Below are 16,101 nucleotides of genomic sequence, written 5' to 3'. Positions count from 1 at the left end.
ACAGATTGTCATTTTCCCGGAGCCAATAACGGCTAGACTGTGTCACATGCACAGACCGTGAAGAGGCTTTCGAATGCAACGCTACCAAGCGCCAATCAACGTTTTTACGCTGCTCGCGGGGCTTCTGTTTTTTAGCCTCGCCGCCAGCGCATCTGCCGACAGCACTGCCACGGCAGAACTGACCCCCTACGAGGCCAGCTACACCGCCTCCATGTCCAAAGGCGTGAGCCTGAATGGTCAGGGCATCCGTACGCTCAGCTCTCAGGGCAACAACGTGTGGCTTTATCGCACCGACGTTGACTCCTTCATCGCCGACATCAATGAATCGCTGATCTTCAAATGGGAGAACGGGCACGTCATTCCATTGCGCTACCGCTATCGCCTGTCCGGCTTTCTGATCAAAGACCGAAAACAGTCGATCGACTTCAACTGGCAAAAAGGCATAGCAACCGGAAAGTATCGGGGCGAATCGTTTGAAGTAAAGTTAGAGGAAGGCACGCTGGACCCTCTGGGCTACCAACTGCAACTGCATCAGGACTTAAAGGCCGGAAAGCGTGACATCACCTACCGGGTGCTGGATAAGGGTGACTACGACACCGATCGCTTTGCCGTCATTGCCGAAGAAAGCCTGAGCGACCGCGGCCGAACCTTAAAAACGCTGAAAGCCGAGAAGGTGCGCGAGGAAGGCTCCAAGCGCCAAACCTTGATGTGGTTTGATCCGGAGCAAAACTACCTGCTGGCCCGCCTTCTTCAGGTCGAGCCAGACGGCAGCGAATACGAACTACGCTTAAAAGATGCGCGGGTTCAGGACTGACCCGCCACTCCGTGCTCTGCCCACACCGCTTTCACTTCATCAGCAATGATACGCATCCCGCTTGCCACCTGCTCGTCATCCTGCGAGTAGGTAACCCGCAAGCACTCATGGCGATGTTTCCAGTCATCATCCGGCAAGCCCGGGAAGAAGTAGTGCCCGGAAACGACCAATACCCCACGTTCTTTCAAGCGCTGGTATAACTCCAGGCTTGAAACCGGCAAATCCGGAAACCATAACCACAGGAACATGGCGCCTTCCGGTTTGTGGATATACCAGCGGCAACTGTCTTCCCCCATCGCCACCCGGAACGCCTCGACGGCCCTTTCCATTTTCGCTTTGTAGAACGGGCAAATCACTTCGCGACTCAGCGACAATATCTCACCGGACTTGACCAGCGGCTCGGCCAGCATGGCACCAAAACTGCCGGTAGCCAGATTCATGATGGCGTTGATACCAGATAACGCCTTGATGACCGGCGCAGAGGCGATCACGATGCCAGTACGCGCCGCTGGCAAGCCGAGCTTGGACAAACTCAGGCACAGAATAATCTGGTCGTTCCAGGTCGGCTTTGCATCCACGAACAACAAGCTCGGGAATGGCGTACCGTAAGCGCCATCCACAATCAGCGGAATGTCTTGCTCGCGCGCCATCGCTTCCAGACGGGCCAACTCGTCATCCGTAATGACGTTGCCGGTGGGGTTGGTGGGGCGGGACACACAAATAGCGCCCGTTTCGCCGGTTACTTCTACCGCATCGAAGTCCACGCGATATTTGAACTCATGGGCATCGGTAAACGAGATGTCAGGCTGCACCGCATGAAACAAATCCTGATCGATGCCCGCATCGGCATAACCGATGTATTCCGGAGCCAACGGCAGCAAGATGTGTTTGCGCTGCCCGTTGCCGTACTCACCACCAAACATGTTGAACAGCATAAAAAAAGCTGCCTGACTGCCATTGGTGAGCGCGATGTTTTCGGGCTTCAGGCCCCAGCCGTATTCTTTGTTCAGCAACTCAGCCAAGGAGGCAATGAACTGTTTTTCACCCTGAGGGGGATCGTAGATACCCACCAGGCGGCGCACCTGATTTTCGTCGGTGGCCATATTCGCCAGAATCTCCTGCACTCTTTGCTGAACTTCCGGGATGTGGCCTGGGTTGCCACCTCCCATCATGATCATATCCTCACCGGACGCCATGGCATTTCCCAAGTCATCCATCAGTGAAGTGATGCCGGCATCGGCGGTGAACTTACGACCAAAAGCAGAGAGTTTCATGTCTCTTATCCGTTCAAAAGCGATTAAGGAGGTATAGGCGAATTCTACTGCGGGCTGCGACAATCAGGTATCGAGCGAGATACCCAGATTGCTGACACCTTCATTCGAGGCGTCATTTCGCAGTTCTTCAATGAAATCTTCACTGGGCACGCGCTGTCGCTTGAGAGCGAGCACCGTGTCGCGCTGAAAAACCTTGTCTTCTTTGAGCAGGGGATGTTGATCGAACAACCGGATCAGTTCGTCGTCATCCATACCCTCACCTTCCGACATTTCAACGAAATCCATGACGGTTTTGGTGGCCAACTGGGACGCGTCTGTTGCCCGATGTTTGCTCGGGTTCAGGCGATTCAACAAGGCCTGCTCGAGCAGCTGGCAGAAGTCGAAAGCGGGGTATACGCCATATGCGTCGAACTCGTCGACGTTGGGGCTGAGCGTTTCGAGCTTGCTGAGCAACTGCGGGATCGCGGCTTCGGAGGTGTCCAGCTGTAGGGTTCCCCAGGCAAGATCAAGCAGCTGGCGCATTTTGCCACCGCTTTTCATGCCGACTGCGTCTGCGAACAGGGCGTAGTTGGGGAAGGCGCGCTCGGCGAGGGCCAGCAGGTAGGCGCATTCGCGCCAGCCCTGCAGTTGTGAAACGGCTTTCAAAAACTGGTTGGCGTTCATGTCCGCGGCAGGGTCACGCCTGTCTGGCCAAGGTATTTTCCGCCACGGTCTTTGTAGCTGGTTTCACAGATTTCGTCGGATTCGAAGAACAGCATCTGTGCCACGCCTTCGTTGGCGTAGATTTTCGCCGGTAGATTTGTGGTGTTGGAGAACTCCAGGGTGACCTGTCCTTCCCACTCTGGTTCCAGCGGGGTTACGTTGACGATGATACCGCAGCGGGCGTAGGTGCTTTTGCCAAGGCAGATGGTGAGTACGCTTCTCGGAATGCGGAAATACTCTACGGTGCGCGCCAATGCGAAGCTGTTCGGCGGAATGACGCAGACGTCGCCGGTGTAGTTGACGAAGCTGTTTTCGTCGAAGTTTTTCGGGTCTACGGTGGCGCTATGTACGTTGGTGAAGATTTTGAATTCGTTGCTGCAACGTACGTCGTATCCGTAACTTGAGGTGCCGTAGGAGATGACGCGGCCTTTGTCGCTTTCACGAACTTGCCCGGCTTCGAAGGGTTCGATCATGCCGTGCTGTTCGGACATCCGGCGGATCCACTTATCGGACTTTATGCTCATGGGGAATTCTCGTTTCCAGCTGGGAAAAATTGGGGCGTAGTTTACCCTGTCCTTGGGGTTGTGTCGAAGGCTTGGGCGTTTATCAGGCAGGCTTTTGGATTTGGTGATCTCAGCTGCGAGGGCGGCCTTCTGAAAAGATCTAACTATGGCGACTGCGGCATCGGGCACGCCTTCCAAAAACCGCTACTAGCACATCCATGTGCGCTTCTCTTCGGCCATCCATGGCCTACGACATTTTTGGAAGGCGTGCCCGATGCCGCGATCAAACGTTTGTGAAAGCCGCCCTGCAGAACCGTTTATTCGTTATGGCTCAACAACTGAGACACTGGAAATCGTTCCACCTAAATTCCGCTCTCTTGTGGACAGTTCCGCACCCACTCTGCGGGCAATATCGCGATAGCGGCGAGCCACTTCAGAATCCGGTTCGGCAACGACGGTTGGCGAGCCGCTGTCGGTTTGTTCGCGGATGGTCATGTGCAGGGGCAGCTGGCCCAGCAAGGTGGTGTCGTATTCTTCCGCGATGCGTGCGCCGCCTTCGCAGCCAAACAGATGCTCTTCGTGGCCGCAGTTGCTGCAGATGTGGACGCTCATGTTTTCGATCACGCCGATCACCGGGATGTCCACTTTGCGGAACATTTCGATGCCTTTTTTACCGTCCAGCAAGGCGATGTCTTGCGGGGTGGTAACGATGACGGTGCCGGTGACCGGGACTTTTTGGCCGAGAGTCAGCTGGATGTCGCCGGTGCCTGGCGGCATGTCAACTACGAGGTAGTCGAGTTCATCCCATAGCGTTTGTTGCAGCAGTTGCATGACGGCGCCACTGACCATAGGGCCTCGCCAGGCCATGGGAGTTTTGTCGGTGGTGACGAAGGCCATGGAGTTGGCTTGCAGGCCGTGAGCCTGCATGGGGACGAAGTATTTGTTTTCGCGCACGTCCGGGCGTTTGCCTTCGGGCACACCGAGCATCATGCCGATGCTGGGGCCGTAGATGTCGGCATCCAGGATTCCTACTCGGGCACCTTCGGCGTGCAGCGCCAATGCCAGGTTGACGGCGGTCGTGGATTTGCCGACGCCGCCTTTGCCGGAGGCCACGGCGATGATGTTTTTTACGCCGGGAACCGAGGCGATTTCTTTATTGATTTTGCAGGCGTGGATTTTTTGGGCCACGTGTACTTCGGCGCTTTCAACCCCGTCAACGAATTCGATGGCGTTGGCGACGATTTGTTTGAGGCCGCCAGCAATACCTTTCGAAGGGTATGGCAGTTCGACCATCAAGGTAACATTTCCCTGCTCGTCTGCCGTCAGATTTTTCACCGCGCCCAGCTCATACAGGTCTTTGTTCAAGTACGGGTCACGGTATTCGCGTACGGCGTCTTCGAGTGCCTTTTGGGGGATCTGGGTCATCGGGGTCTCCGGAATAAGCTTATCACCCTGAATGCAGGTGAAAATTGATGGCTTGGAAGGTATCATCTGTGGCCGTTTCTGACCATATGGGGTCTTCATCTGGAACAATCAATTCTGATTGTCACCAAAACCCCGTTTGTCTTTCCAACCCGTATCAACATAAGGTTCGGACATCACCATGACGCAAGCGAGCAATCAACAGCGCGATATTCTGGTTACCAGCGCTCTGCCCTACGCCAACGGGCCCATCCATCTTGGGCACCTGCTGGAATACATTCAGACTGATATCTGGGTGCGCTACCAGAAAATGCGTGGCCACAACTGCTATTACGTTTGCGCCGACGATGCCCACGGTACCGCGATTATGCTGCGGGCCGAGCGTGAAGGCATTACGCCGGAGCAGTTGATTGACCGGATTCGCCAGGAGCATCAGGAAGATTTTTCCGGCTTCCACATCCAGTTCGACAACTATTACTCGACCCATTCGGAAGAAAACCAATACTTTTCCGAATACATCTACCGTCAGATCCAGGCCAACGGCAACATCGCGACTCGCAAGATCAAGCAGTTCTTTGATCCCGAGAAAGAGATGTTTCTGGCAGACCGCTTTATCAAAGGTACCTGCCCGAAATGCAAAACAGACGATCAATACGGCGATAACTGTGAAGCCTGCGGTGCAACTTACACGCCCGCCGAGTTGATCAACCCTCGCTCAGCGGTTTCTGGCGCTACGCCGGTTGAGAAAGAATCCGAGCATTACTTCTTCAGGTTGCCGGAATTCCACGATTTTCTGAGCAAGTGGACTCGCAGTGGCGCACTGCAGCCGCAAGTGGCCAACAAACTGGCCGAATGGCTGGATGCCGGGCTTCAGGAATGGGACATCAGCCGAGATGCGCCCTACTTCGGTTTTGAAATTCCGGACGCACCGGGCAAGTTTTTCTATGTCTGGCTGGACGCGCCAATTGGCTACCTCGCCAGCTTCAAGAACCTGTGTAATCGTGAAGGCATCGATTTCGAACACTTCTGGAAGAAAGATTCCACGGCTGAGGTGTATCACTTCATTGGTAAGGACATCATCAACTTCCACGCTCTATTCTGGCCATCGATGCTGCACGATGCCGGTTTCCGCACGCCAACCGCGGTTTGGGCGCATGGTTTTGTCACTGTTAACGGTAAGAAGATGTCGAAGTCCCGCGGCACCTTCATCATGGCTCGCACCTATCTGGATCACCTGAACCCGGAATACCTGCGTTACTACTTCGCTGCCAAGCTCACTGGTGGCGTTGACGACATGGATTTGAACCTTGAAGACTTCGCAGCGCGTGTGAATTCGGATCTCGTTGGCAAGGTGGTGAATATCGCCAGCCGCAGCGCCGGTTTCATCACCAAACGCTTCGATGGTCAGCTCGGCCAAGTGACTGAGCAAGAAAAGCTGCAAGAATTCATCGACGCTGGCGAGCAAATTGCCGAGTTCTACGAAACCCGTGAATTTGGCCGTGCGATGCGCCGGATCATGGAGTTGGCCGACATTGCCAACCAGTATGTGAACGACGAGCAGCCCTGGATCATTGCCAAGCAGGAAGGACAGGACGACAAATTGCAGGCCATCTGCACCAACGCGATCAACATGTTCCGCCTGCTGATGACCTACCTGACCCCGGTGCTGCCAAAGACAGCACAGGCTTCGGCATCGTTCCTGAATGATCGCCTGACCTGGAATGAACGGGCGAATCTGCTGGAAAATCACGGCATCGACAAATTCAAACCGCTGATGAGCCGCGTCGATATGGGACATGTCGAGAAAATGCTGGACGCATCCAAGGAAGAAATGCCGGCCGCCACCGGCCAGCAGCAGGCACCCGCGTCTGATCTGGAACCCATCGCGGATGAAATCGAATTCGGCGATTTCGCGAAGGTGGATCTGCGGGTGGTGAAAATCGTCAAGGCCGAGCATGTGGACGGTGCCGACAAGCTTCTTCGACTGACGCTTTATGTGGGACATGGCGAGCGCAACGTGTTTGCGGGTATTAAGTCTGCCTACAAACCGGAAGAACTCGAAGGCCGCCTGACGGTGATGGTTGCCAACCTGAAGCCTCGGAAGATGAAATTCGGCATGTCTGAAGGCATGGTTCTGGCCGCAGGGCCGGGTGGTAAAGACATTTTTATTCTGTCCCCCGATTCCGGCGCGACGCCGGGCATGCGGGTGATGTAAGCAGCAACAGGCAGAGACGCTCCCGATGACAGAGTATTTGCTTATTTTGGTCAGTACGATTCTGGTGAACAACTTCGTGCTGGTTCAGTTCCTCGGGCTATGTCCTTTCATGGGGGTTTCCGGAAAACTGGAAACCGCCATGGGGATGTCGCTGGCAACTACCTTTGTACTGACGCTGGCGTCTGTGTGCAGCTATCTGGCCTACACCTACTTGCTGGAACCGCTGGATCTGGCCTTTTTACGCACCATCACCTTCATTCTGGTGATTGCCGTTGTGGTGCAGTTCACCGAGATGGTTGTGCGTAAAACCAGCCCTTTACTGTACCGGGTTCTCGGCATTTTCCTGCCGCTGATCACCACCAACTGTGCGGTACTGGGTGTCGCGCTGCTTAACATCAATAAGAACAACAACTTTATCGAGTCTGTTCTTTACGGTTTTGGTGCGGCGGCTGGCTTTTCTATGGTGCTGGTTCTGTTTGCTGCAATGCGCGAACGCATTGCCGTGTCGGATGTCCCAGTGGCTTTCCGCGGTGCTTCCATCGGGTTGATTACTGCCGGCCTGATGGCTCTGGCCTTCCTGGGCTTTACCGGCCTGGTTGCGGTGTAAGGAGCACGCATTATGTGGATTAGCTTTCTGATTGCCGTGACCGTGCTACTCGCGTTGGCGCTGGTATTTGGCGGATTGCTGGGCTTTGCCTCCGAGCGTTTCAAAGTCGAGGGCAACCCGCTGGTCGATCAAATCGACTCTCTTCTGCCGCAAACTCAATGCGGCCAATGTGGCTACCCGGGCTGCCGCCCCTATGCCGATGCCATTGCCGACGGTGACGCCATCAACAAATGCCCCCCGGGCGGCGAAAGTACGATCAAGGCACTGGCTGACCTGCTCGATGTGGAGCCTCAGCCGCTGGATGCCGAACACGGTGCCGAGCAAGCCATCCGCGTTGCGGTGATCCGCGAAGACGAGTGCATCGGCTGTACGAAATGCATTCAAGCATGCCCGGTAGATGCCATCCTCGGCGCGGCCAAACACATGCATACGGTGATCGAAAGCGAATGCACAGGCTGCGACCTCTGCGTGGAGCCTTGCCCCGTTGATTGCATTGATATGATCACCGTTGAAACGGACATCCGTACCTGGACACCGCCAGCTCCAAGCATCATTGCCACTGACCGCCAGGGAGCCACTGTCTGATGAGCCAGTTGTGGGATTTTTCAGGTGGCATTCATCCGCCCGAAAACAAAGTTCAATCCACCCGTCGCCCTATCCGATCGGCCGGCATTCCCGAACGTCTGATCCTGCCTTTGCAGCAACATATTGGCGTGCAGGCTGAAACTTTGGTTAACGTAGGTGACCGGGTTCTGAAGGGCCAGAAAATAGCCGATGTCACGACTGGCATGGGCGTGCCGGTTCACGCACCAACGTCCGGCACCATCCAGGCTATCGAGCTCCAGTCCGTTCCCCACCCTTCCGGCATGTCGGATCGGTGTGTGATTCTGCAGCCGGACGGTGAAGATCAATGGGTAGACCTGCACCCCGTCGAGAACTATCAAAAACTTGACCGGGATGAGGTTCTGCAGCTGATCCGCGATGCAGGCATCGCTGGCATGGGCGGCGCAGGCTTCCCGACGACGATCAAGCTAAGACCACCCCGTGATCGCAAGGTTGAGACACTGATTCTCAACGGTGCGGAATGCGAGCCTTACATTACCGCTGACGACATGACCATGCGCGAACGCGCTGCGGAAGTGGTGTCCGGCATGCAAATCATGGCGTGGATTTTACGGCCATCACGCTGCGTCATTGGCATCGAAGACAACAAGCCGGAAGCCATTACCGCCCTTCGCGAAGCGATAAAAGGCACGCAAATTGAAGTCGCGGTTATCCCGACCAAGTACCCGTCCGGTGGCGAAAAACAGCTGGTACAGATCCTGACAGGTCTGGAAGTACCCAGCGGCGGAATACCGGCAGACATTGGGGTGATGTGCCAGAACGTGGGCACCGCCGTTGCCGTCTCGCGCGCGATCTATGAAGGTAAACCTCTGATTTCCCGGATCGTGACCATCACCGGGGACGCGGTCCGGGAGCCCGGCAATTTCGACACCCTGCTCGGTACGCCGGTCAGCGCGTTGTTAACCATGGCCGGCCTACAGCCAAGGTTGCTGAACCGCTTGGTGCAAGGTGGCCCCATGATGGGCTACACACTCACCACCGACGCCGTTCCCGTCGTAAAAACATCAAACTGTATCATTGCCGCCACCGCTCAAGAGCTGCAGCCTCCCGCGCCTGAACAACCGTGCATTCGCTGTGGCCAATGCGCAGAAGCGTGCCCGATGGAGCTGCTGCCGCAGCAGTTATTCTGGTACTCCAAGGCAGAAGAATTCGAGAAAGCCGAACACCTGAATCTGTTCGATTGTATCGAATGCGGTGCTTGTTCTTACGTTTGCCCGAGCACGATCCCTTTAGTGCAGTACTACCGTTTTGCCAAAGGCGAAATTCGCAACCAACGCGAAGAACAGCTCAAATCCGACAGGGCGAGAGAGCGGTTCGAAGCGCGTCAGGCAAGACTCGAGCGGGAGCAGCAAGAGAAAGAACAGCGCCGTAAAGAGCGAGCAAAAGCCGCTGCTGAAGCTCAGGCTAAAAAGCAGGCTGAAGCCGAACAGGCTGCTGCTCAGGGCGAGACCGTAGACGACCGTGCAGCCAAAGCGGCGCTGGTCCAACAGGCGCTGGAACGCAAAAAAGCCAAAGCAGTTCAAGCTAAGGCTGAACCTGCCCCGGCCCAGGAACAACCCGACATCGAAGCCTTGGAGAAACAGGTCTCCCAAGCCGAAGCCAAGCTCAACACGATGCAAGGGATGCTAGACGAAGCGAAAGCCCAGCAAGCCGACAACGTAGAAAAGCTGGAGCGCGCGGTCGCCAAGAACCAGGACCGCGTTAAGCGAGCAAAAGACGCGCTCGCCGAAGCTCGCAAGCAAGTCCCGGCTGAACCCGAAACTCCGTCGTCCGAGTAACTTATTTCAGGCTGATAGTTCATGGCATTAATTCAACAGTCTTCTCCTCACGCCCACAACGCTCGCCCCACGTCTCGCGTGATGCTCTGGGTCATTCTGGCGGCACTTCCGGGCTTGCTCGCCCAAACACTGTTCTTTGGCTGGGGCAACCTGATCAATGTGATTTGGTGCGTCGCTCTGGCAATTGCGACCGAGGCCCTCATTCTCAAGCTGAGGAACAAACCCATTGCCTTTTTCCTGCGTGACAATACTGCGGCAGTGACCGGGTTATTGCTGGGCTTGTCGCTACCTCAACTCGCGCCCTGGTGGGTTTCAGCCGTTGCGGTCATTACCTCCATCGTGGTGGCGAAACAGCTTTACGGCGGTTTAGGCTCGAACCCGTTCAACCCTGCCATGGTGGGATACGCTCTGGTGCTGGTATCGTTTCCGGTGGCCATGACAACAAACTGGGCACAGCCAGCCACGCTGTGGGCTGGAGCACCGGGGTTTGGCGACACGCTAGCTACGATCTTTTCCGCCAGCCAGACCGCGGTCGATGGCTGGACCATGGCTACGCCTCTGGATGAATACAAACACAAAATTGCCACTCACACTGCGGCAGAAGTGCTGCAACACCCCACCTTTGGTGAGCAAGTTGCGCGAGGTTGGGAGTGGGTTAATCTGGCATTTCTGCTTGGCGGCCTGGTTCTTATCGCCCTGAAAATTATCACTTGGCACATCCCGGTCGCTTTCCTTGCCGGCATTACCGTTATGAGCCTGGCGTTTGGCAGCAACGCCGACCAGTACGCCCCGCTGCAACTTCACCTGTTAGCCGGCGGCACCATGCTTGGCGCGTTTTTCATTGCTACCGACCCCGTCTCCGCAGCCACCAGCCATCACGGAAAGCTGATCTACGGCGCCAGTATCGGTGTGCTGATTTACCTGATCCGCACCTGGGGCAACTACCCGGATGCGGTCGCCTTTAGCGTTCTATTAATGAACTTTGCAGTACCCTTTATTGATCATTACACACCGCCTCGCACCTATGGGCATCACAAAGCACGCCGGGGCTTGCCCAGTAAGAACGGAGCCAAGTCATGAATGCAATGATGAGTTCCATTCGCCGAAGCGCCATTGGTTTGGGTCTGTTCGCCGTCATTACCGGTGGTACCATCGCGCTGACTCAAGGCATTACGAAAGACCGGATTATCGAACAGGCTGAACGCGCAGAAGCCAAAGCGCTGTTCGAAATCATCCCGGAAAGTCAGCACGACAACGATTTACTGAAGGATGTTGTAACGCTACCGGCAGGCTCGCAACTGCCGAAGCATGAACCAGTGCAGGTATGGGTCGCTCGGCGCAACGGCCAACCGGTCGGAATCATCATGCCCACCACGGCCCCGGACGGGTATTCCGGCGATATTCGTTTGCTGGTAGGCATCAATATGGATGGCGAGGTTATGGGCGTTCGGGTGACCAATCACCGGGAAACCCCGGGGCTAGGCGACCGAATAGAAACCCGCAAATCAGACTGGGTCTACAATTTCGAGGGGCGTTCTCTCAGCAATCCGCGCCCCAAGCTCTGGAATGTCAAAAAGAACGGTGGGGTCTTCGACCAGTTCACCGGCGCCACCATCACCCCACGGGCCATCGTGAAGGCCGTCCAACGATCGTTGGTCTACTTTCAACAACACCGGCAAGACATCCGGGAACGTTTGAACGAAACGCCACCCGGCAACCCCAACACGCAGCGCCCCGAAGTCATTGCGGGTGAACTCAACTCTGCGGAGCATTCGTGATTATGGCCACCAAAACGTCCTCCGAAATCATCAAAGACGGCCTTTGGACCAACAATCCCGCCTTGGTACAGGTACTCGGGCTCTGCCCTCTGCTGGCTGTTACAAGCACTGTGGTCAACGCCATCGGTCTGGGTCTTGCCACCTTACTGGTACTGATCGGTTCTAATCTGTCGGTGTCTCTGATCCGGAATTTCGTCGGCGAGTCGGTCCGTCTTCCGGCCTTTGTGATGATCATCGCCTCGTTCGTGACCTGCGCGGAACTGCTGATGCAGGCATTCACTTACGAGCTCTATCAAATTCTCGGGATATTTATTCCACTGATCGTCACCAACTGCGCCATTCTGGGCCGCGCCGATGCCTTTGCCTCTAAAAACGCGCCTCTGCCCTCTCTGCTTGACGGTGCCATGATGGGCCTGGGCTTCTTGCTGGTCTTGATCGTTCTGGGTGGCATGCGGGAATTACTCGGCCAAGGCACCTTGTTTGCCGACATGCACCTGCTGCTTGGACCAGACGCCGCAAACTGGACGATTCGCCCATTCGAGCAATACCCCGACATGTTGTTTATGGTGCTGCCACCCGGTGCGTTTGTAGGGCTGGGCCTTCTTATCGCTTTGAAAAATGGCATTGATCAGCGTCTGAAAGAGAAACGACTGGCTGCTGCGCCTGTGCAAGCGGAAGCAGGTAGCAAGCGGGTGCGGGTAACCGGCAGCGTTTCCTAACCCTCGTGAACGACTCTATTTCAGGAAGATCATGAACAAAGAAAAGCGCATCGAAATTTTCACGCGGCTCAGAAATGACAATCCAAACCCGACAACCGAGCTGAATTACAGCACTCCGTTTGAGCTGTTGATTGCCGTTATTCTATCCGCACAAGCCACGGATGTTGGCGTGAACAAAGCCACCGATAAACTCTATCCGGTGGCTAATACACCGGAAGCCATCTACGCGCTCGGTGTCGATGGGCTGAAGGAATACATAAAAACCATCGGCCTGTTTAACAGCAAAGCCGAAAACGTGATCAAAACCTGCAAGATCCTGATCGACAAGCACAACAGCGAAGTACCGGATAATCGCGAAGACCTCGAGGCCTTGCCCGGCGTAGGCCGGAAAACGGCCAATGTTGTGCTGAACACGGCGTTCCGGCAACCCGCTATGGCCGTAGATACCCACATCTTTCGCGTCTCTAATCGTACAGGCATAGCGCCCGGGAAAACCGTATTGGAAGTCGAAAAACGTTTAATGCGGCTAGTGCCAAAAGAATTTTTGATGGACGCGCATCACTGGCTTATTCTCCACGGCCGATACACCTGTGTCGCGCGGAAGCCAAAGTGTGGTGCCTGTATGATTGAAGATCTCTGTGAATTTAAGCAGAAGCGGGATTACCAATAAGACGCTGAGCGCGCCACCTAGAGCATCAAAAAACCGGCAACAGCCGGTTTTTTTGATGGCATATAATTTATGCTGTTCTTAGCTCTTGCCCAGCATCTTCGCTTTCAAGTCTTTCTGCGCTGGCTCATCCGACAACCAGATTCCAAACAAAGCCTTTTTGAATTCGAAATCACCCACGGTGTCTTTCTGCTCGCCGTTCTTGAGCACTTGCACGCCACTGCCAGGAACGTATACGAGCTCGAATACGTCGCCTTCTTTGATCTCCTCCCGGAACACAGACAAGAACTGGTCAACGTCGGACTGAATGGAGGACAGGTCGCCATCCGTTGCCGCCTTGAAACCATCCATCGTGGCCTCAGTCATGCGATCGCTGGTAATCATGCCGGAGGTAATATGCAAAGCGATGGCTTGTGGCTCATCTGCATTAATAACGGCGCCGCCATCGCTGACTTTCTCTTGAACGTATAGACCACCTACATAAAGGTCCATAAACCACTTTGAGCGCGTGCCCGCACCGTTCAACTGAAGCTCCTGGCCTGCAGCCGTGTAAGTATCCGGAATATCAACACCAGCCACTTCGAGAGCGTGCACGGGCGTTACCAATGCTCCAGCCAGAAGCAGAGATGCAAATCCTGTTGTAAGTGTCTTCTTCATCGTCCTTTCCTTCAATCATTATTATCGAACGTGGTTTCGTTTCGAGGCCTGCACACAACCTCGAACCGAAGCCACATTCTAGCAATGAAGGTGAACCCGCCATCGGCACCTGGTTCTCATTTGATGGTGACCATAAATGAAAAACCGGCCATGTTTCCATGGCCGGTTTTCTTATGCCTCAGATCGGGCGCAACCTATTCGAATAACAGGTTACTAGAAAGGCCTTCTTTTTCAAGGATTTCTCTTAAACGGCGCAGGGCTTCCACCTGAATCTGACGAACCCGTTCCCGAGTCAGACCGATTTCCTGCCCCACTTCCTCCAGGGTGCTGATTGGATAGCCCCGCAAGCCGAATCGGCGCGACAAGACTTCCTGCTGCTTGTCACTCAGCTGATCAATCCAGTTCTCAAGACACGAACTCATATTGTTGTCTTGCAACACATCGGCTGGATCCGATGCCCCTTCGTCGGCCACGGTATCCAGAAGTGACTTGTCACTGCCGGCGCCGAGAGGTGTATCCATCGAGGCCACACGTTCATTAAGACCCAGCAAGCGCTTAACGTCTTTGACAGGCTTATCAACCAACTGGGCAATGTCTTCTGCGGTTGGTTCGTGGTCAAGCTTCTGAGTGAGCTCTCGCGCTGCACGCAGGTACAGGTTGAGCTCTTTAACCACGTGGATGGGCAAACGGATCGTCCGGGTCTGGTTCATGATCGCCCGTTCGATGGTCTGGCGAATCCACCAGGTTGCGTAGGTTGAGAAACGGAAGCCCCGCTCTGGATCGAATTTTTCTACCGCTCTAATGAGCCCCAGGTTACCCTCCTCGATCAAATCAAGAAGTGTCAGCCCCCGATTGACATAGCGCCGGGCGATTTTCACCACCAACCGCAAGTTGCTTTCAATCATCCGCTTACGACCAGACTCTTCGCCCTTTCGGGCCAAGCGTGCAAAATACACTTCTTCTTCTGGAGTTAGTAAGGGGGAAAAACCAATTTCGTTGAGGTACAGCTGAGTTGCGTCCAGCTGCTTTTGGGAAGCAAGAAACTTCCCGCGGTAAGTAAGGTCATCTGCTTTATCGACGGCCGGTTTGGTAGCTGGCGCTTTGCCGGGCTTACCCTCGGTCAACATCGACTCGTCCAATTCGTCTACTTCTGCTACGCGATCAATGACGCCTTCTTGTTCTAGTGACATGATGCATCCCGCCTCTCAATAATCCTGTGATCGCCCTATACGTCTTGTTGTTATGTCGGGCCCATCGGTTTTGGTTCTGTTCAGGACATTAATGTTTTATTTGGCAATTTCCGTTGCCGTTTTTCTTGTTTTGCTTTTTTTGATACATCCCGGTTCCTTTCTGGAACCTCTTTTTCTAGCGCCGTGGCAGGTATCGGGAGGGATCAACCGGGTTACCATTTTTCCGAATTTCAAAATGCAACATCGGCTTGTCCGTTCCGCTACTGCCCAGTTCGGCAATTACCTGACCTGCTTTTACGCCCTCCCCTTCTTGCACCAAAATCTTGCGATTGTGTGCGTATGCACTCAGATAGTGTTCGTTGTGGTTCACGATAATCAGGTTCCCGTAACCAAGCAACCCGTCTCCTGCGTAAACCACACTTCCATCTGCTGCTGCTCTCACAGCATCCCCGGGTCGGCCAACAATATCAATGCCTTTGTTGACTTTTCCCGACGTAGAATACGAAGCAATTACGGTGCCAGCATGCGGCCAACGCCACTTGATATTGGCAACGGTCTGGCTACCGGGTGAGCCGGAACGTCGAACCGGAGGGGCTTTCGATACCGATTTTACCGGCGCCGCTTTATTGGACGACGTTCTCGATGCAGGAGGTTTTGCAACCGGCTTTCGCTTGGCCTGAGCAGACGAATTATCGGCATGTCGTATTCTTCCCTTTCGGTCCAGCCTTAAAACTTGCCCCGCCCTTATTTCCCAAGGCGGTTTCAAACCATTGGCATCTCCCAGCTCCCGGTAATCCCGGCCATAACGCCAGGCAATCCCGTATAGGGTTTCGCCACTCTTTACCACGTGGCTCCCCCAATACACCGGTGGGTTATAACGATCGTCGTTGTAGATGGCAGCCGTATTACAGCCGGAAAGAAAAATTGCAGACAGAAGGAAGATTAGAATGGCAGGTAGATGGCTCACATGCGAACGGCCGCCCTCTAAGCTTTCGCTTGGTGGGCGATGCTTGTCGGGGCTCGCTGAATAGTGGTGCCTGCTATAAAAAATCACAAATAAGCCAACGCCTGATTATAATAAATCCATCTAAGAAACTGGACGTGCTACACGCACATTCTTATGTTTCAGGACTAACCTTTTAATATATTGC

The 16,101-nt window shown here is 54.7% G+C and carries 15 protein-coding genes and 1 pseudogene; 9 read left to right on the top strand and 7 right to left on the bottom strand.

What is annotated here, in order from left to right:
• The first annotated feature begins 73 nt into the window (after positions 1-73).
• The gene (locus tag Q9245_RS13465; protein ID WP_305897671.1) at positions 74-814 is read left to right on the top strand and encodes a DUF3108 domain-containing protein; all 741 of its coding nucleotides are present in this window, start codon (positions 74-76) and stop codon (positions 812-814) included.
• Here the strand turns inward: Q9245_RS13465 and Q9245_RS13460 are convergent.
• The 4 genes from Q9245_RS13460 to apbC form a co-directional block, all read right to left on the bottom strand.
• The gene (locus tag Q9245_RS13460) at positions 805-2,088 is read right to left on the bottom strand and encodes a valine--pyruvate transaminase (protein WP_305897670.1); all 1,284 of its coding nucleotides are present in this window, start codon (positions 2,086-2,088) and stop codon (positions 805-807) included. The two genes, Q9245_RS13465 and Q9245_RS13460, sit on opposite strands and share 10 nt — an antisense overlap.
• A gap of 63 nt (positions 2,089-2,151) precedes the next feature.
• On the bottom strand, positions 2,152-2,751 hold the full coding sequence (locus Q9245_RS13455) for a YjaG family protein (RefSeq protein ID WP_305897669.1): 600 nt from the start codon (positions 2,749-2,751) through the stop codon (positions 2,152-2,154).
• Positions 2,748-3,314, bottom strand: a complete 567-nt coding sequence (gene dcd / locus Q9245_RS13450; protein WP_247063590.1) for a dCTP deaminase — start codon at positions 3,312-3,314, stop codon at positions 2,748-2,750. Before dcd ends, Q9245_RS13455 begins: the two co-directional genes overlap by 4 nt.
• Positions 3,315-3,617: 303 nt before the next feature.
• Positions 3,618-4,718, bottom strand: a complete 1,101-nt coding sequence (gene apbC, locus Q9245_RS13445; RefSeq protein WP_199007446.1) for an iron-sulfur cluster carrier protein ApbC — start codon at positions 4,716-4,718, stop codon at positions 3,618-3,620.
• Between the two features lie 178 nt (positions 4,719-4,896).
• On the opposite strand from apbC, the gene metG reads away from it, so the two are divergent.
• The 8 genes from metG to nth are packed head-to-tail and all read left to right on the top strand — an operon-like array spanning position 4,897 to position 13,106.
• A complete protein-coding gene (metG, locus tag Q9245_RS13440) occupies positions 4,897-6,930 on the top strand; it encodes a methionine--tRNA ligase (RefSeq protein WP_305897668.1) in 2,034 nt (677 codons plus the stop codon).
• 25 nt (positions 6,931-6,955) lie between these two features.
• Entirely contained in the window at positions 6,956-7,537 is a 582-nt protein-coding gene (gene rsxA, locus Q9245_RS13435; protein WP_199007448.1) for an electron transport complex subunit RsxA, read from the top strand.
• Between the two features lie 12 nt (positions 7,538-7,549).
• On the top strand, positions 7,550-8,122 hold the full coding sequence (gene rsxB, locus Q9245_RS13430) for an electron transport complex subunit RsxB (protein WP_305897667.1): 573 nt from the start codon (positions 7,550-7,552) through the stop codon (positions 8,120-8,122).
• Positions 8,122-9,939 (top strand): electron transport complex subunit RsxC, encoded by a 1,818-nt coding sequence (gene rsxC / locus Q9245_RS13425; protein ID WP_305897666.1) that lies wholly within the window; start codon positions 8,122-8,124, stop codon positions 9,937-9,939. The genes rsxB and rsxC overlap by 1 nt, the downstream gene beginning before the upstream one ends.
• A 21-nt stretch (positions 9,940-9,960) precedes the next feature.
• Entirely contained in the window at positions 9,961-11,019 is a 1,059-nt protein-coding gene (gene rsxD / locus Q9245_RS13420; protein WP_305897665.1) for an electron transport complex subunit RsxD, read from the top strand.
• Positions 11,016-11,717 carry an electron transport complex subunit RsxG gene (gene rsxG, locus Q9245_RS13415; protein WP_305897664.1) on the top strand — a complete coding sequence of 234 codons (702 nt, stop codon included), beginning with the start codon at positions 11,016-11,018 and terminating at the stop codon, positions 11,715-11,717. Before rsxD ends, rsxG begins: the two co-directional genes overlap by 4 nt.
• 2 nt (positions 11,718-11,719) lie before the next feature.
• Entirely contained in the window at positions 11,720-12,436 is a 717-nt protein-coding gene (locus Q9245_RS13410; protein WP_305897663.1) for an electron transport complex subunit E, read from the top strand.
• A gap of 31 nt (positions 12,437-12,467) precedes the next feature.
• Positions 12,468-13,106, top strand: coding sequence for an endonuclease III (nth, locus tag Q9245_RS13405; protein WP_305897662.1), 639 nt, complete (start codon positions 12,468-12,470; stop codon positions 13,104-13,106).
• Positions 13,107-13,184: 78 nt separating this feature from the next.
• On the opposite strand, the gene Q9245_RS13400 is transcribed toward nth, so the two are convergent.
• The 3 genes and pseudogenes from Q9245_RS13400 to Q9245_RS13390 all read right to left on the bottom strand — a co-directional run bounded on the left by Q9245_RS13400 (position 13,185) and on the right by Q9245_RS13390 (position 15,917).
• Complete coding sequence (locus Q9245_RS13400; protein WP_305897661.1) at positions 13,185-13,760, bottom strand: chalcone isomerase family protein; 576 nt, start codon at positions 13,758-13,760, stop codon at positions 13,185-13,187.
• A gap of 194 nt (positions 13,761-13,954) precedes the next feature.
• Positions 13,955-14,785: pseudogene (rpoS, locus tag Q9245_RS13395) on the bottom strand (RNA polymerase sigma factor RpoS); the annotation flags it as partial.
• 340 nt (positions 14,786-15,125) lie between these two features.
• Complete coding sequence (locus tag Q9245_RS13390; RefSeq protein ID WP_305897659.1) at positions 15,126-15,917, bottom strand: peptidoglycan DD-metalloendopeptidase family protein; 792 nt, start codon at positions 15,915-15,917, stop codon at positions 15,126-15,128.
• Between the last annotated feature and the right edge of the window lie 184 nt (positions 15,918-16,101).

Origin of the sequence: Marinobacter sp. MDS2 (assembly GCF_030718085.1) — a bacterium.
Taxonomy (GTDB): domain Bacteria; phylum Pseudomonadota; class Gammaproteobacteria; order Pseudomonadales; family Oleiphilaceae; genus Marinobacter.
Note: the sequence above shows the minus strand (reverse complement) of the source record. Positions and strands in the feature narration are given on the sequence as shown.

Bases quoted from the DNA above. Each gene is read 5' to 3' on its own strand.
- Q9245_RS13465 (WP_305897671.1), top strand. From the start codon at position 74: ATGCAACGCTACCAAGCGCCAATCAACGTTTTTACGCTGCTCGCGGGG.
- Q9245_RS13460 (WP_305897670.1), bottom strand. From the start codon at position 2,088: ATGAAACTCTCTGCTTTTGGTCGTAAGTTCACCGCCGATGCCGGCATC.
- Q9245_RS13455 (WP_305897669.1), bottom strand. From the start codon at position 2,751: ATGAACGCCAACCAGTTTTTGAAAGCCGTTTCACAACTGCAGGGCTGG.
- dcd (WP_247063590.1), bottom strand. From the start codon at position 3,314: ATGAGCATAAAGTCCGATAAGTGGATCCGCCGGATGTCCGAACAGCAC.
- apbC (WP_199007446.1), bottom strand. From the start codon at position 4,718: ATGACCCAGATCCCCCAAAAGGCACTCGAAGACGCCGTACGCGAATAC.
- metG (WP_305897668.1), top strand. From the start codon at position 4,897: ATGACGCAAGCGAGCAATCAACAGCGCGATATTCTGGTTACCAGCGCT.
- rsxA (WP_199007448.1), top strand. From the start codon at position 6,956: ATGACAGAGTATTTGCTTATTTTGGTCAGTACGATTCTGGTGAACAAC.
- rsxB (WP_305897667.1), top strand. From the start codon at position 7,550: ATGTGGATTAGCTTTCTGATTGCCGTGACCGTGCTACTCGCGTTGGCG.
- rsxC (WP_305897666.1), top strand. From the start codon at position 8,122: ATGAGCCAGTTGTGGGATTTTTCAGGTGGCATTCATCCGCCCGAAAAC.
- rsxD (WP_305897665.1), top strand. From the start codon at position 9,961: ATGGCATTAATTCAACAGTCTTCTCCTCACGCCCACAACGCTCGCCCC.
- rsxG (WP_305897664.1), top strand. From the start codon at position 11,016: ATGAATGCAATGATGAGTTCCATTCGCCGAAGCGCCATTGGTTTGGGT.
- Q9245_RS13410 (WP_305897663.1), top strand. From the start codon at position 11,720: ATGGCCACCAAAACGTCCTCCGAAATCATCAAAGACGGCCTTTGGACC.
- nth (WP_305897662.1), top strand. From the start codon at position 12,468: ATGAACAAAGAAAAGCGCATCGAAATTTTCACGCGGCTCAGAAATGAC.
- Q9245_RS13400 (WP_305897661.1), bottom strand. From the start codon at position 13,760: ATGAAGAAGACACTTACAACAGGATTTGCATCTCTGCTTCTGGCTGGA.